We start from the raw sequence: 15,356 nt of genomic DNA, 5'->3' as shown, positions 1-15,356 counted from the left end.
AACATGAAAAATATACTTATATATAGTGCTGCGGCGCTTCTGTTTACAAGCTCTTGTTCACTAGATAAAGAACCGTATGACTCTTTAACAAATGAATCAATAGACAATACACCGGGTGCTTTAGAGGCCTTGAATAATGGAAACTATCATACGCTGAAAGGTTGGGTAGAAAATTGGCACCGTGTAACAGAATATCCTGGGGATAATGTTGCTTTGAGTGGAACTACAACAGACAATCTTTTTTACAATTATAATTATCAACGTATTGTTAATAATGCAAGAGTGAATAGTTATTGGTCAAATTCTTATAAAGTTATTGCCGGAACTAATCATTTATTAGCTCGATTAGCTGAGGGTAAAGACGAGGCGACCGATCAGGTTATTGCAGAAAACCTTTATTTAAGAAGTCTAATGTATTTTTATTTGGCAAATGTTTTTGGTAAACCTTATAATCAAAACCCTGAAGTAAACCTCGCTGTCCCTTTGAATTTAGCAGATGATCCATTTGAGGTGCTACCTAGGAATACGGTGAAGCAGGTTTATGAGCAAGTCGAGAAAGATTTGTTAAAAGCTGAATCTATGTTTAAAGAATATAAATCCAATATATATGCAAGTGTCTATTCCACTCAGGCGTTATTGGCAAGGTTATATCTTTATACTGGTGAGAATCAAAAAGCAATTGAATATGCAAACAAAGTGCTCGAATCCGGGAAGTTTACACTACTTACGGGTGCGAACTATAGACAACTCTCCACCTCAACCCCTGAAAGCAATTCTGAGAATATATTTGCCATTAAATTTGTTAAGGATGTTGATTACTCAGATAATGGCTGGTATACTATTGGTTCAATGTATGCAAATTTTGAAGGTTCAGGCTGGGGAGAGATGTATGCATCTAGGACCTATCTAGAGGAGATACGAAAATACCCTGAGGATGTTCGTTATAAAATGATTCAACCGGTGGTAGCAAATGCAAATGAACTTCATGCATATTATGTTACTGACGATTATAAGTACAAAAGTGTTGTTGTAAAACAACTTGGTGCGGACTATACATATACAGAATCTGGAACGTCCAAAACCTTGATAAAAGAATCAAATGGAGCTGGGTCATTTCAATATTATATCCAAATCGAAGGAAAGAAAAGGACTGTACTGATTGATAAAAAATTGGATACAAGAAATGGTTATTTAAAATATTATATTTTAAAATGTTCTGGACAAGAAGGGCAGGCACATCTTTGGTCACCCATTATTTCAAGATTGGCAGAAATTTATTTAATACGTGCAGAAGCAAATGCTAAACTTGGAAATGTATCTGCTAGTTTGGAGGATGTAAATATTATCAGAAAACGTGCAGGAATTCCAGCTGCGGGATTATGGAATGCATCGAATTTGGATGGACAATCTGCATTAGATGTTGTGCTTGCAGAACGTAAATTAGAGCTTGCCTGGGAAGGTCACAGAAAATTCGATATATTTCGAAATGGATATACATTAAATCGTAAATATCCTGGAACTCATTATGCTAACGCAAATTCATTCTTGACAATTCAAGCAACAGCTAAGGAGGTTATAGAATTTATACCGGAACAGCAGATCGTTTTATCGAATGGCATTTTGGTTCAGAATCCTTAAAACTTATTTTTTTGACTTAAAGGTGGACATTTGTCCACCTTTAATATTTTACAGCTAAGGCGTCAGATAGATCTTCCCCTTTTTTACCATTAACCGTTAGATATTTATTTACTTTAGTTATCCCTATTATTAATCGCCTTATGAAGGGAATTCTAGATATTTTTTTAAAATCTAAATTATTAACTTTTCCATTTTTAGCAATTCTGCCTAAATATGTGCGATTTATGCGTAACTTTGTACTTTTATAAGATATATTTAAAATGTTGCCGTGAGGTAACGAATGAATTCAAATATGGCAAATATTGTAGCAATCGTAGGAAGGCCTAATGTGGGCAAATCCACTTTATATAATCGATTAACGGAAAGCAGAAAGGCCATCGTAGATGACTTTAGTGGAGTGACTAGAGATCGTCACTATGGTCAATCAGAGTGGATTGGTAAGACTTTCACTGTAATTGATACTGGCGGTTTTGTTCAAGGTTCTGAGGATGTTTTTGAAGCAGCCATTAGAGATCAAGTATATATCGCTATTGACGAAGCCTCAGTAGTCTTATTTGTTGTTGATGTTAATACCGGAATTACTGATTTGGACGACGAAATTGCTAATATATTACGCAAGAGCAATAAGCCAGTGTATGTTGTCGCAAATAAGGTGGATAGCGCCAAACAGCACCATGATTCTCACGAATTTTATTCTTTTGGTTTAGGTGAAATATATAATATTTCCTCAATGACTGGTTCTGGTACGGGGGAATTATTAGATGAGGTTGTCAGTCATTTTGGGCTTGAACAAGAAGAAGAATCAGATTTACCTAAATTTACGATAGTTGGACGACCAAATGTTGGGAAATCTTCGTTAACAAATGCTCTTTTAGGACAAGAAAGAAATATTGTAACGCCAATCGCAGGTACAACTCGCGATTCTATCAGAATCCACTATAATCAGTTTGGACATGAGTTCCTTTTAATCGATACCGCTGGAATGCGTCGTAAAACAAAGGTGAATGAAGATATTGAGTTTTATTCTGTAATGCGTACCATAAAGGCATTAGAAGATTCTGATGTAGTTATTTTAATGATTGATGCTAAAGATGGAATTGAAGCTCAAGACATTAATATTTTTCACCTAGCAGAGAAAAATAAGAAAGGCATCGTTGTCTTGGTTAATAAATGGGATACAGTAGAAAAGGACCATAAAACAGCAAAGGAATTTGAAGAAACGATACGTACTAAGATAGCCCCATTTACAGATGTTCCAATCATTTTCACCTCAGTTACTGAGAAGCAGCGTATTTTCAAAGCTGTTGAAACAGCAATGGAAGTTTATGCCAATAAAACTAAGAAAATACCGACTTCCAAATTAAATGACGTGATGTTGGAGATTATAGAGAATTATCCACCTCCAGCGATCAAAGGGAAGTATATTAAAATTAAATATGCGACCCAGTTGCCAGGGAAATCTCCAATGTTTGCTTTCTTCTGTAATTTGCCTCAATATATCAAAGATCCGTATAAGCGATTTATTGAAAATAAATTGCGTGAAAAATTTGATTTTACGGGTGTCCCTATTCAAGTATTTTTTAGACAAAAATAATCAGTTCAATACATCGTATGGAGCATAATTTAACAGTATACAATACCCTTACTCGAAAAAAAGAAAAGTTTGTTCCTATACATCCCAACCTAGTTGGGATGTATGTTTGTGGACCGACTGTTTATAGTGATGTTCACCTTGGAAACTGCAGAACTTTTGTGTCGTTTGATTTAATCTTCCGGTACCTTTTGCATTTGGGATATAAAGTCCGTTATGTACGAAATATCACCGATGCTGGGCATTTGGAGGGTGATCGGGACGAAGGGGATGATAAATTTGCCAAGAAGGCAAAACTAGAACAATTGGAACCTATGGAAATTGTTCAAAAATATACCATAGGTTTTCATGAGGTATTGCAATTATTTAATGCGTTGCCACCAAGTATTGAACCTACTGCCACCGGTCATATTTCTGAACAAATTGAAATGGTTCAGCAAATCATTAAAAATGGATTCGCTTATGAGGTAAACGGTACTGTTTATTTTGATGTAGAAAAATACATTAAAGAACACAATTATACGATATTAACGAATCGAAATCTCGAAGATTTACTAAATAATACCAGAGAATTAGGAGGGCAAGACGAGAAAAAAGGACGTTTGGATTTTGCGCTTTGGATTAAGGCAAAACCTGAACACATCATGCGTTGGCCTTCACCTTGGGGTGTTGGTTTTCCGGGTTGGCATATTGAATGTTCAGCAATGAGTAGAAAATATTTAGGCGATCAATTTGATATTCATGGGGGAGGGATGGATTTAGCTGCTACTCACCATACGAATGAAATCGCTCAATCAGAGGCATGTAATCACACCTCACCTGCAAAATATTGGATGCATACCAATATGCTTACTGTTAATGGTTCAAGAATGTCCAAATCTTCAGGGAATGGATTTCTACCAGGTGAATTATTTACAGGTAATCACCCTTTATTGAACAAAGGCTATTCGCCGATGTCGGTTCGTTTCTTTATGCTCCAGGCCCATTATCGGAGTACCTTAGATTTCTCGAATGAAGCATTGGAGGCCGCAGATAAAGGGTATAAACGTTTGATGACCGCAGTAAATTTGTTGGAAAAAATTCCAGCCTCCTCAAAATCGAATTTTACTGAGCTAGATGAAATCAAATGCCGAAGCTTTGCAGCTATGGATGATGATTTCAATAGTCCAGTTTTAATTGCTGAATTATTTGAAGTTGTTCGGATTATCAATTCTTTGTATGATGGAAAATTGACAATTTCTCAAGAGGATCTTTTAGATTTAAAACAGTTTATCCAAGAAACTGTCTTCTCGATTTTGGGTCTTAAAGATGATTTGTTGAACAATTCAGAACACGTGGACGACCTTATGGACATCATCATCAATTTGCGAAACGAAGCTAAAAATAATAAAGACTTCGTTACCTCTGATCGTATACGCGAGTATCTTAATTCTATTGGTATTCAATTAAAGGATAGCAAGGATGGGACACTTTGGAATAAGATTTGATTGGTAAGGTAAAAATTACACGAATGATCTATAAAAAAGGCTTATCACTCTTAGCAACAGCATTGATATCTTTATCAAGTTTTGCCCAATTGCCAGAGAAAGTAGGAGGTTTACTTTCGGTTGATAAAACTGCAGCAAATATTTCAAGAACAGAATCTCCACATGCCGGTTTAAAATACATAGTGAATAAGGAAACTGTTTTTTTGGTACCTTCTGCTGTGAATGCCGCTAATTACTTAGAAAATAGACCCAATATCCCAGATGTATTAACTTGGACACCAAATTTTGTCTTGGTGTCTCGAAGTTTAGATTGGGGAGTTACCTCAGGCCCTTTGCAATTTCAAAAAGTAGGGGCCATTAAACGTTATGGTCAATATCTTACGATTTGGTCTCGCGATAAAAAGGGAGCTTGGAAAGCTCATCTTCGAGCAGAGGTTGAAAACTATGGAAAGAAAAAAGCGAGTCCTCTTGAGTATTATGAACCCGACGATAAAAATTATCTAAAACACAGATCTGTAAAACGTCTGGAACAACGTGAAGAGGTTGTGCTTCAATCAGATAATCTTTTTTCCGCCACTTTAAAGGCAGATACAAAATTAGGATATACTGAATTCTTGGCGGATGATGCAAGATTTTATTTCCCTTGGCAAGCCGAAATTGAAGGACGAGAAAATATAGTTGATTTCTTAAAGAAACAACGCATTGAAATAGACACAGATCCATTAGAAGTTGGAAGAGCATATAGCGGAGAGTTTGCTTATACTTCAGGAACAGCTACTGTAGGAATGAAAGATAAAGTGATTAAATTTAGTTACATCCGCATCTGGCAATTGAAAGAAGATTTTCAATGGAAAGTGATTTTAGAAATGATGTTTGAAAGATAGGACTACTTGATTATAAGTACAGAAAAGGGCGATAAAATATTTTATCGCCCTTTTCTGTACTAGTATATTTGAAATTAGCTGTCTTTCTAATTTGCGGATGCAATATCCTCATCCATTGGTGTTAACCATAATTCCAATTCTTTACATGTTGCAAATTCTTCGTTCACATGTACAAAAGTATTCTTTGTCTTTTTTTCAAACCATTCACTTAAACTTCTACGCGTTTTGTCTTCCTGTGCTGCTTCTTGGATTTTTGCGAAATCCTGTTCTAAACTTGCTTTATGAGGGGGAATACGTGTCTTTAGTATGTTGAATTTGTAAGCAATATTTCCTGTTCGAGGATCTTGAAATTGGTATGGTTTAGAATATTCGCCTGGTTTTAATGGATCAATAGCAATAAATACTTCTTTCTCTAATAAATCAACAGGGATTAATGTTGTTCTTGATTGGGACTGTTGGTTTACCACCATTCCACCATTGAATTTGGTTTCTTTGTTGTCCGAGTATAATGTAGCAGCTGTACTGAATGGAATCTCACCGTTACTTACTCTATCATAAATAGAATCAATTTTTGCTTTGGTCCGTTCTAAACTTGCAGCGGTAGGTTTGGTCTGTATTAAAACGTGTCTTACATTCACCTCTTCTCCTCTACGGGCTAAGACTTGAAGGAAATGGAATCCATATTCGGTTTCGAAAACCTGAGATATTTCTCCCTCTTTAAGTCTAAAAGCTACTGCGGAAAATTCCTTTACATAGTTTTCTCGAGGAGCAAAACCATATTCTCCACCGTGGACAGCTGACCCTTTGTCCTCAGAATAAAAACGAGCAACGGTTCCAAAGTCAGTTCCATCTAATACTTGTTGACGGTATTTCTCTGCCTTTTCTTTAAATACGTTTTTTTCCTCTTTGGTCAATTCCGGTTCAACAACGATCTCTCCGATTTCAACCTCTGTATTGAAATTAGGTAAACTATCTTGATTCAAACTTTCAAAATAACGTTTTACTTCGTTTGGCGTTACACTTATTTTAGAAATGATTGTTCTTTGGAAAGCTTCTGCTTTAATTTGTTCGGTAAGGATGGGCCTCATCTCTTCCTTATACTGCAATAAAGAGCGTTTAAGAAATCCTTCTAATCGTTCCTGTCCCCCAGCCCGTCGAACCATGTCTTTCATTCGAGCGTTTAGTTGATCATCTACCTCTGACTCAGTAACTTCGACCGAGTCGATTACAGCTTGTTGTGCCAATAATTTGGTCATGATTAACTGTTGCAAAGCGGTGCATTTGAAATCCTCATTTGGGGTTCCACCATTTGCTAGATATTGTGAATATTGCATATCAATATCCGATTGCAAGATTATGCTTGATCCCACATTGGCGACTACACGGTCAATCAATTTTGTATCTTGTGCCTTGGTTTGAAACGAACAAACGATAAGGAAAAGTATTAGGAAACTAGAAGGGTTTTTCATTCTATTATATATCACTCTTGATCTATAGTCTTTCGGCAAAATTATTAAATATTATGCCGGTTTCTACTATTAAATTTTAATTAATTATTTAGTAATCTTGTACAAGATACCAAGTTTTGCTAAATTACTCAAACAAGAATAAATTAAATTCGATTTAACCATATTTAACAGATGTTTTTACGCCTTTTTATATCTTTAATTATCGTGATAAATTTCATGAGTTGCAATCCCAAATCCTTAAAAATACCATTGTTTATTGGAACTTACACTTTAGACCAGGAAAGTCAAGGGATTTACGAGTTCGAGTTTGATACGCAAACTGCTGAGGTAACATTACTTTCAGAAACCAAAACTTCGAATCCTTCTTTTTTAGCTAAGTCTGACCAATTTTTATTGGCAGTCAATGAAAATAATGACGGAAATCAATCTTTGTCATCTTTTTCAATTTCTAAAGGAAAATTAAATTTTATCAATAAAATTGAAACTGATGGTGGGTCACCGTGTCATGTTCTACTTGATAAAACGGGACATTACGCAGTGGTGTCGAATTATAGTGGAGGTTCTCTGAATTTGTATTCTTTATCTCCTGATGGAAAAATTTTATCTAAAGATGATTATAAGCAATACGATGGTAAAAGCATCGATTCCAATCGTCAAAACTCCTCTCATATTCACTCTGCATTTTTTGGTCCGCATGATTTAATATATGTGTCAGATCTAGGTGCTGATAAAATTTATTGTCTAGGTGTTGAATCTTTTGAGGGTAAGCTAAAATTTGTGGAGAAGGATACACTTACGGTTCCACCAGGATCAGGACCGAGACACTTAGCTTTCCACCCAAATGGCAAAACGATGTATGCTTTGATGGAAATGACTGGTGATGTAATTGTTTTTAATCAAGCAGGTGAAGAATGGAAAATACAACAAACCATTAACATGAATCAAGAGGACTTTAAAGGTCAGTCAGGTGCAGCCGATATTAAGGTAAGTTCAGATGGTAAATTTGTATATGCAACAAATCGATCAGATGCTAACACGATTACCTGTTTTGTTACTAAACCAACTGGGGAGCTTTCGAAAATACAGGTAACCTCAGTTTTGGGAAAAGGGCCTAGAAGTTTTAGTTTTTCACCGGACGAGCGTTTTCTATTAGTGGCAAATCAGTTAAGCGATGAGCTCGTTATTTTCAACCGCGATGAAAGAACAGGTAAATTAACAGACTCTAAAAAAAGGATTAAAGCATTTAAACCCGTTAGTGTACTTTTTTAATCCACAACCGTTTAATCTTCGGATTTTGAAGTCATTTCCCTGGCATTTTGTTCAGCTTTTTCGGGGTCGCTCTCTAGACAATGGGTTTCTTTATTATACATACCCTTCAATTCATCTACAATGGTTCCTTTCCATAAAGGAGTTCCAGTAAAATACGCGGCTTTACCAATCATATGTGCGGCGATTGGAGCTGTTAAGATCAAAAAGAAAATGATGGCAATTGACTTAGTCGTGATTGAGATGTCGTCAGGGAACATGATCGCTGCGCAAATTAATAATAACCCAACCCCTAATGTTGAGGCCTTAACGGTAACCGATAATCGGAGATAAAAATCAGGCATTCTTAATACCCCTATAGAGGCAAATAAAATTGAAAAAGCGCCCACTGTGCTGAGTATAGCTAATATTACGTCAATCATCTTTTTGTTTTTCTATATAATATGAAAAGGCAATAGTTCCTAAGAATGCGATAAGTGCAAGAATGATAGCCACATCAAGTAAGACTTCTTGTTCTTGACGAATACTATAAACGGTTATAATACCAATTCCTATGGTAATAATTAGATCAAGAGCAATTACCCTATCTACGACTGTAGGTCCTTTAAACAATCGGATAAACACCAATAGTACTGATATCGTTAGTATAGGTAATATGACGAAATCAAAGTAAGCATCTAAATTCATCTCAATACCTCTAATAACTTCCTTTCAACTCCTGTTTTTAATGAACTTATAAATCTTTTTTCATCTTTTAGATACATAACATGTATATATATTGCTTTTTTATCATCACTAATATCAATAATTAAGGTGCCTGGAGTTAGTGATATGAAAGTCGATAATATATTAATTTCGAAATCTGTTTTTGCATTGACCGGATAGCGTACAATCCCAGGCTTAAAGAAATATTTGGGTGTAATCACATCATAGGCAACTTGGACATTCGCTTTAATTAGCTCATACAAGAAGAAAAAAAAGAAACTTATAATTTTTGGAACTCGAGAAAAATAGCGCTGATCAGATTCATTCCTGTTCATTATCCAAAGGACTCCAAAACCCAATAAATAGCCAAAAACGAAATTGGAGTAATTAAGTATTCCGATTAATGCCACCCAAATAAAGGATAACAACAAATTCATTAAGAAATATTTTATCATTCTTCAAAAACTTTATCGCCCAGTACCGTTCGGATATAAGAGCTAGGGTCTAACAATTCATTTGATATCCTATCTACTAGGCTGACAATGTTTTCGGCATTGAGTCCAATATATAGGGTTACAATACAAAGTAATAGAATAGGTACAAACAGAAGTAATTTTTTGAACAGGGGAAGGTCCTTAAAATTATCTTCCACAATAATCTCCGCTGGAGAATCTTTCCAGAATACTTCTGACCACATTTTGGCAATAACATATAATGTAACTAAACTACCAATAATTAAGGCAAGAATAAAGAAATACTGTTTGTCAACAAATGCCTCTTGAAATAAAAAAATTTTTGGCCAAAAACCAGACAAAGGAGGGATTCCTACCAACGAGAATAAAACGAGTGCAATGATCAACGAAATCATTGGGTAATGTTTATAAAGCCCCCCTAGTTTATTCATATCCATTGTGCCTCTTACCTGACGGATATATCCTGCAATGAGAAACATATTTGTTTTCACAATAATATCATGAACTAAATAAAAGACGGTTCCCATCAGGGCTAATTTTGTGAACATTGCAATACCTCCCAACATAAAGCCGATGTGACAAACAATAAGATACGAGAACATCCGTCTGATATTGGTTTTGATTAATGCACCAAAAGCTCCGGTTATTATAGTTAAAACAGCCAAAACCATAAATAAGTTTTTAGTGAATTCATCGGGAATAAAAATCAAACTAAAAACCCTTAGTATGGCATATATACCCACTTTGGTTAATAATCCTCCAAATGTTGCTGCTACGGCTGAGGGAGGTGTGTGATAGGAGGAGGGTAGCCAATAATACAAAGGGAATACGGCAGACTTAATTCCGAAACCTAAAATAAAGAAGACGGAGGTTATGCCAACAAGTGCCTTATTGTCAAAAGCTCTAATCTTTATCGATAAATCCGCCATGTTTAGGGAGCCGGTGATTCCATACAGTATGCCAATCCCCGTTAAGAAAAAAGTTGATGCCAAAATATTCATGGCCATATATTTTACAGCACCCTCTAATTGCGCCTTTCTTCCGCCCAATGTCATGAGTACGAAAGAAGAAATTATCACCACCTCAAACCAAACATACAGGTTGAATATATCACCAGTTAGAAATGCGCCATTCAAACCCATTAATAGGAAATGGAAAATTGGGAAGTATCCGTATAACATCCGTTGCCTGCTAAGCCCAATGGATGAAAATATTGAAACAGAAAATCCTGCAATCGATGTTAAAAGGACCATTGTTGCACTCAAAGAATCCGCAACAAAAACAATCCCAAAAGGGGCATCCCAATTGGAAGCATTCATATGCAGGGAACCCTCCGCATATACTTTGGCAAAAAGTCGAATTGCAATTAATAAACCTATAAAGGTTCCTCCAACACTTAAAAATCTTTGCGTAACAGTTTTTCTCCAAACAATTAGTTGGATAATTGCTGTAAATAAGTGTATGAAAACAGGAGCTAAAATATGGTTATCGATCATAAATCTTCTTCTTCCGGTGTATTTAAGTCATCTAAATCGTCTGAATCAACCAAAGCATATACACGTTTTAACAATACTATGGCAAATGCTGTTAACGCAAAACTAATGACAATGGCCGTAAGAATAAGTGATTGTGGAATTGGATCCGCATAAATATCTTGAAATACATTCTGATCAGCACGAATTACCGGTGGCTTCCCTTTTGTAATATTCCCTAACAAAAATATCAAAATATTAGTGCCATTCCCTAAAAGCATGATACCGAGTAATAATTTTACCATGCTCCTTCTGAGAATTAAATAAACCCCAGCTGCATAAAGCAATCCCAAAACCAATACTAAGAGTAATTCCATCTTCTAATCTTTGGTTAATGAGATTGTAAATAAAATTGTTAAAACTACTCCAATAACCACCAAATATACACCCAAATCAAAAAATAGAGCTGTCCCAATCATGCCAATAACAGGAATTTTATGTTCCCACCATAGACCTGTCATAGGAGGTAACCCAAAAAAAGTTGGTAAAACAACACTGAATGCAGATATGCTTAAACCGATTGGTATTAAAGAAATGGGTTTTCGACGTAAAATTTTCATAGTCTCTTCAGTTCCATTTGCGAAACTGTGCAACACAAAAGCAATCGATGCAACCAGACCACCAACAAACCCTCCTCCCGGATAGTAATGGCCTCTTAATAGCAAGAAGAAAGAGAATAGAAGTAAAATAGGTAATAAATACCGGGTTGCTGTCTGTAATATAATACTACGCATATTATTCTTTTTCTGTTGATTTTAACCTTAATTTCAATAAACTGTAAACACCAATAGCCGCGATTCCTAACACGACAGTTTCGAACATGGTATCAATTCCCCTAAAATCCGCTAATATTAAATTGACTACATTCTTACCTTTGGCCATAACATAGGCGTTTTCACCATAAAAGTCGCTGATTTCAGTTGCGATTGGTTCATGCAAAACTTTTAGTGCTATAATGGACAAAATCGCCCCAAATCCTAACGACACAATAATATCTCTGTAACGTTGTTTTGGAGACGCTAAATTGATAAAGCCAGGAAGTTTGTAAAGTACCAGCACAAATAATACAGTGGTCAATGTATCAATTGTGAATTGAGTCATGGCTAAATCAGGGGCGCTATAAAACACAAACATCAAACAGATACAGTATCCTAGAACACTCATTGATACAACCGAGGTTAATCTTGAGCGAGTGGATACGACTATCAACAATGCCCCCAATAAAATCACGACAACTGCTACCTCGTAAATTGTTAAAGGGGTTAAGGAATTAAAATCTATGCGTATTGGTCCACTATTCCATAATTTATAAATTAACAAACACTCTGCAAAAAGAATAATCTTAAGAAGGTAAGACCTTAAATAACCATTATGAATCAGCTCAGTATATGCATTTGATAATCGAAAAATCTGATTCACTAAATGATTGAAAATTGTTTGAGGGGAGACCTTATTAAACCTCTCAATACCATTCAGTTTTTGCACTGAAGGGCTGTTGATTAAATATAAAGCCGATCCGGCTGCGAGCGTTAATAAACTTAAAACCAATACCGTATTCCACCCATGCCAAATAGCTAATTTCATTTCTGTATCGGAGCCAAATATTGCATTGGCTGCTTGATGATTTATGAGATTGCCTATTATTCCTGGGAATACACCAAAAAGTAACCCTAAAAAAGAAAGAATCAATGGTGGAATCCATAATGCTTTATAAGGCCTGTGAAGGTTTGAGAATTTTTCTGGTAACTCTCCTGTAAATGGTTTAATACCAGCCATGAAACCGGCCGCCACTAAACATACGTTGGTAAGGATAGCGATACCCGTTAAAATAAATGAAAATTGACCGCTATGTAAGGTTGCCTCATAGATCAGATCTTTGCCAATGAAACCAAAAGTCATTGGTAGTCCAGCACTACTTAACGCGGCTATTAACGCACTCAAGGCTACGACTGGTAACACCTTTTTAAGTCCAGATAATTTGGTGATATCACGAATTCCGGTTTCATGATCAATGATTCCAGTTACTAAAAATAAAGTAGCTTTGTATAAAGCGTGTACAACAATAAACACGCTTGCGGCTATGACAGCCTCCTTTGTTCCAATTCCAATCAGAAAGACCAATATACCTAAAGCAGAAATTGTCGAATAAGCTAATATTGATTTTAAGTCGGTCCTTAATAGGGAATGCAAAGCGGCAAAAATCATTGTAATACCACCAACAATCATTAAAGTATAACTCCAAAAATCTGTCCCACCCAAGACAGGGTTAAATCGTGCAAGTAAATAAATTCCAGCCTTAACCATAGTGGCTGAATGTAAATAGGCTGATACCGGAGTCGGGGCTTTCATAGCACCTGGTAACCAAAAATGAAATGGAAACTGAGCAGATTTTGTAAAAGCGCCTAAAAATAGTAATCCAGTTAATAGGGGGTATAGTGGGTTTTCTAAGATACGATCCTTGTGAAGAATAAGTTCTGAAATTTGATATGTTCCTGCAACATTCCCCAGCAATATCAATCCTGCTAATAGAAAAAAACCACCCATTCCGGTAACGGTTAGTGCTGTTAAGGCACTTTTTCTAGATTCAAGCTGATCGTTGTTAAACCCAATAAGAAAAAAGGAGCTAATACTGGTTAATTCCCAGAAGATAAATAACAACAACATATTTTCTGATAAAACTAACCCTAACATGGCTGACATGAAAAGCATTAGATAACCAAAGAATCGGTCATAATAGGGATGGTCTTTTAGGTATATTCTAGCATAAAAGAATATACCAGTGCCAATACCCGTAATCAATAAACAAAATATCAGAGAAAGCCCGTCTAAATTAAAATCAAAGTTTACGCTTAGCGACGGTACCCAATTAATTTGTTGTGTGAAATTTATGCCACTCGATATTTGCGGAATATATCCCAAATAATAAATGAATAATAATGTCGGAATTAGTGGAAGAATAATACTCCATTTTGATTTGAGTTTTTTACCCAAAGGAATTAGTAAAAGGGCTGAAATTAAACCAAGGAGTATTGTAAATAGCATGAATTCTATTTTAAATTTTATGGAATTGGGTTAAATTTAATAAAAAACATGTGGTTTTTTACCTTAAAATGAAATAAACCTTCTAAATAATCGCTGCGCTCCACTTTTATTAATAAATTTAAACAACTAAATCAAAATCATGAAAAATAAACCTTTACTAATGTTGAGCACTCTGCTTGGTTTGATCCTTTTTTCGTTTCAGGTATATGCACAAAATACATTTGAAAAACCAAAATTAAGTAATCAAAAATCATGGTCACTCATATTATTTCCAGATCCACAGTCTTATGTGAAATACGATAGAAACGTGGGTGTATTAAATTTGATGACTTCCTGGGTGAAAGAAAATATTGATACGCTTAATACACAATTCGTACTTTGTACTGGGGATTTGGTTGAACAAAATGATTTATTAAATCCAAATGGAAAAGTTGCCAACCAAAACAGTAAACAACAATGGGAAAATGTAAGTTCTGCCTTTCATAAGTTTAATGGATTTCTGCCCTATGTCCTGGCCACGGGGAATCATGATTATGGGCATGTAAGTGCTGAATACCGCTCAACTCAATATGACCGATATTTCTCTACGGAACAAAATGCATTCAATGCAAAGGCGTTAAGAGAAATTGGACCAAGCCTTAACGGTCATTCTAGTGCGGTTAATGCAGTCTACGAATTTGAAACCCCACATCCTAAAAATATTTTGGTTATGGTACTTGAGTTCGCACCGCGCGATACAGTCCTTAAATGGGCTAAAAGTGTCGTTGATCTCCCAAAATATAAAAATCATGATGTGATCTTGTTAACACATGTGTTTTTAAATAGAAATAGTCAACATATTAAAACTGAAGGGTACAAGATCCAAGATGCTAACTATGGTGAGGCTGTTTTTGAAAAATTAGTCAAACCTTCCAAAAATATTCGATTAGTGTTTTCGGGGCACATTGGTGAGGTAGATAATTTTGATGGACATTTGGGGTTTAGACAGGATAAAAATGCAGGAAATCAGACAGTAACACAAATGACCTTCAATGCGCAAGCTATGGGGGGAGGCTGGCATGGTAACGGCGGTGATGGCTGGCTGAGATATTTGGAATTTATGCCTGATGGAAAAACAGTTAAAGTAAAAACGTTTTCCCCATTATTTGCGATATCTCCATCCACCCAGCATTTAGCATATAAAACAGAGAAAAATCAAGATTTCGAGTTTACTCTTGATTAGGTAATCCAAAAAATATAATTGTTTTTTTATTTTTGAATAAAATAAAT

General features: G+C 35.6%; 14 protein-coding genes. 6 read left to right on the top strand and 8 right to left on the bottom strand.

From position 1 onward, the window contains the following. The first annotated feature begins 3 nt into the window (after nt 1-3). The 4 genes from AC6CHH_RS15915 (at nt 4) to AC6CHH_RS15900 (ending at nt 5,600) form a co-directional block, all read left to right on the top strand. Nucleotides 4-1,638, top strand: coding sequence for a RagB/SusD family nutrient uptake outer membrane protein (locus tag AC6CHH_RS15915; RefSeq protein ID WP_498284661.1), 1,635 nt, complete (start codon nt 4-6; stop codon nt 1,636-1,638). A gap of 292 nt (nt 1,639-1,930) precedes the next feature. Continuing rightward, complete coding sequence (gene der, locus AC6CHH_RS15910) at nt 1,931-3,232, top strand: ribosome biogenesis GTPase Der (protein WP_498284659.1); 1,302 nt, start codon at nt 1,931-1,933, stop codon at nt 3,230-3,232. A gap of 17 nt (nt 3,233-3,249) precedes the next feature. After that, entirely contained in the window at nt 3,250-4,716 is a 1,467-nt protein-coding gene (gene cysS / locus AC6CHH_RS15905) for a cysteine--tRNA ligase (RefSeq protein WP_498284657.1), read from the top strand. Between the two features lie 23 nt (nt 4,717-4,739). After that, nucleotides 4,740-5,600 (top strand): YybH family protein, encoded by an 861-nt coding sequence (locus tag AC6CHH_RS15900; protein WP_498284656.1) that lies wholly within the window; start codon nt 4,740-4,742, stop codon nt 5,598-5,600. 86 nt (nt 5,601-5,686) lie between these two features. On the opposite strand, the gene AC6CHH_RS15895 is transcribed toward AC6CHH_RS15900, so the two are convergent. After that, complete coding sequence (locus AC6CHH_RS15895; RefSeq protein WP_498284654.1) at nt 5,687-7,069, bottom strand: peptidylprolyl isomerase; 1,383 nt, start codon at nt 7,067-7,069, stop codon at nt 5,687-5,689. Nucleotides 7,070-7,285: 216 nt separating this feature from the next. On the opposite strand from AC6CHH_RS15895, the gene AC6CHH_RS15890 reads away from it, so the two are divergent. Then, nucleotides 7,286-8,338, top strand: a complete 1,053-nt coding sequence (locus tag AC6CHH_RS15890) for a lactonase family protein (RefSeq protein ID WP_498284652.1) — start codon at nt 7,286-7,288, stop codon at nt 8,336-8,338. Between the two features lie 11 nt (nt 8,339-8,349). On the opposite strand, the gene mnhG is transcribed toward AC6CHH_RS15890, so the two are convergent. Genes mnhG through AC6CHH_RS15855 form a run of 7 tightly spaced genes read right to left on the bottom strand, consistent with a single transcriptional unit; the run spans nt 8,350 to nt 14,087 of the window. Then, a complete protein-coding gene (mnhG, locus tag AC6CHH_RS15885; protein WP_498284650.1) occupies nt 8,350-8,757 on the bottom strand; it encodes a monovalent cation/H(+) antiporter subunit G in 408 nt (135 codons plus the stop codon). Then, the gene (locus tag AC6CHH_RS15880; protein WP_498284649.1) at nt 8,750-9,022 is read right to left on the bottom strand and encodes a monovalent cation/H+ antiporter complex subunit F; all 273 of its coding nucleotides are present in this window, start codon (nt 9,020-9,022) and stop codon (nt 8,750-8,752) included. Before AC6CHH_RS15880 ends, mnhG begins: the two co-directional genes overlap by 8 nt. Then, the gene (locus AC6CHH_RS15875) at nt 9,019-9,477 is read right to left on the bottom strand and encodes a Na+/H+ antiporter subunit E (protein WP_498284647.1); all 459 of its coding nucleotides are present in this window, start codon (nt 9,475-9,477) and stop codon (nt 9,019-9,021) included. Before AC6CHH_RS15875 ends, AC6CHH_RS15880 begins: the two co-directional genes overlap by 4 nt. A 14-nt stretch (nt 9,478-9,491) precedes the next feature. Then, entirely contained in the window at nt 9,492-11,009 is a 1,518-nt protein-coding gene (locus AC6CHH_RS15870) for a proton-conducting transporter transmembrane domain-containing protein (RefSeq protein WP_498284646.1), read from the bottom strand. Next, nucleotides 11,006-11,362 (bottom strand): Na+/H+ antiporter subunit C, encoded by a 357-nt coding sequence (locus tag AC6CHH_RS15865; protein WP_498284644.1) that lies wholly within the window; start codon nt 11,360-11,362, stop codon nt 11,006-11,008. Before AC6CHH_RS15865 ends, AC6CHH_RS15870 begins: the two co-directional genes overlap by 4 nt. Nucleotides 11,363-11,365: 3 nt before the next feature. Continuing rightward, nucleotides 11,366-11,779, bottom strand: a complete 414-nt coding sequence (locus tag AC6CHH_RS15860) for a Na+/H+ antiporter subunit B (protein ID WP_498284642.1) — start codon at nt 11,777-11,779, stop codon at nt 11,366-11,368. A 1-nt stretch (nt 11,780) separates the two neighbouring features. Further along, nucleotides 11,781-14,087, bottom strand: a complete 2,307-nt coding sequence (locus AC6CHH_RS15855) for a putative monovalent cation/H+ antiporter subunit A (RefSeq protein WP_498284641.1) — start codon at nt 14,085-14,087, stop codon at nt 11,781-11,783. A gap of 139 nt (nt 14,088-14,226) precedes the next feature. Here AC6CHH_RS15855 and AC6CHH_RS15850 point away from each other — a divergent pair, with 139 nt between their 5' ends. Continuing rightward, nucleotides 14,227-15,309: a metallophosphoesterase gene (locus AC6CHH_RS15850; protein WP_498284639.1), complete on the top strand. Its 1,083-nt coding sequence runs from the start codon at nt 14,227-14,229 to the stop codon at nt 15,307-15,309. The last annotated feature ends 47 nt before the right edge of the window (nt 15,310-15,356 follow it).

The sequence above is a fragment of the Sphingobacterium sp. GQ94 genome (genome assembly GCF_059758715.1).
This window is presented reverse-complemented; position numbering and strand designations above follow the sequence as displayed.

Bases quoted from the DNA above. Each gene is read 5' to 3' on its own strand.
- AC6CHH_RS15900 (WP_498284656.1), top strand. From the start codon at position 4,740: ATGATCTATAAAAAAGGCTTATCACTCTTAGCAACAGCATTGATATCT.
- AC6CHH_RS15850 (WP_498284639.1), top strand. From the start codon at position 14,227: ATGAAAAATAAACCTTTACTAATGTTGAGCACTCTGCTTGGTTTGATC.
- mnhG (WP_498284650.1), bottom strand. From the start codon at position 8,757: ATGATTGACGTAATATTAGCTATACTCAGCACAGTGGGCGCTTTTTCA.
- AC6CHH_RS15890 (WP_498284652.1), top strand. From the start codon at position 7,286: ATGAGTTGCAATCCCAAATCCTTAAAAATACCATTGTTTATTGGAACT.
- AC6CHH_RS15895 (WP_498284654.1), bottom strand. From the start codon at position 7,069: ATGAAAAACCCTTCTAGTTTCCTAATACTTTTCCTTATCGTTTGTTCG.
- cysS (WP_498284657.1), top strand. From the start codon at position 3,250: ATGGAGCATAATTTAACAGTATACAATACCCTTACTCGAAAAAAAGAA.
- der (WP_498284659.1), top strand. From the start codon at position 1,931: ATGGCAAATATTGTAGCAATCGTAGGAAGGCCTAATGTGGGCAAATCC.
- AC6CHH_RS15860 (WP_498284642.1), bottom strand. From the start codon at position 11,779: ATGCGTAGTATTATATTACAGACAGCAACCCGGTATTTATTACCTATT.
- AC6CHH_RS15915 (WP_498284661.1), top strand. From the start codon at position 4: ATGAAAAATATACTTATATATAGTGCTGCGGCGCTTCTGTTTACAAGC.
- AC6CHH_RS15855 (WP_498284641.1), bottom strand. From the start codon at position 14,087: ATGCTATTTACAATACTCCTTGGTTTAATTTCAGCCCTTTTACTAATT.
- AC6CHH_RS15880 (WP_498284649.1), bottom strand. From the start codon at position 9,022: ATGAATTTAGATGCTTACTTTGATTTCGTCATATTACCTATACTAACG.
- AC6CHH_RS15870 (WP_498284646.1), bottom strand. From the start codon at position 11,009: ATGATCGATAACCATATTTTAGCTCCTGTTTTCATACACTTATTTACA.
- AC6CHH_RS15865 (WP_498284644.1), bottom strand. From the start codon at position 11,362: ATGGAATTACTCTTAGTATTGGTTTTGGGATTGCTTTATGCAGCTGGG.
- AC6CHH_RS15875 (WP_498284647.1), bottom strand. From the start codon at position 9,477: ATGAATTTGTTGTTATCCTTTATTTGGGTGGCATTAATCGGAATACTT.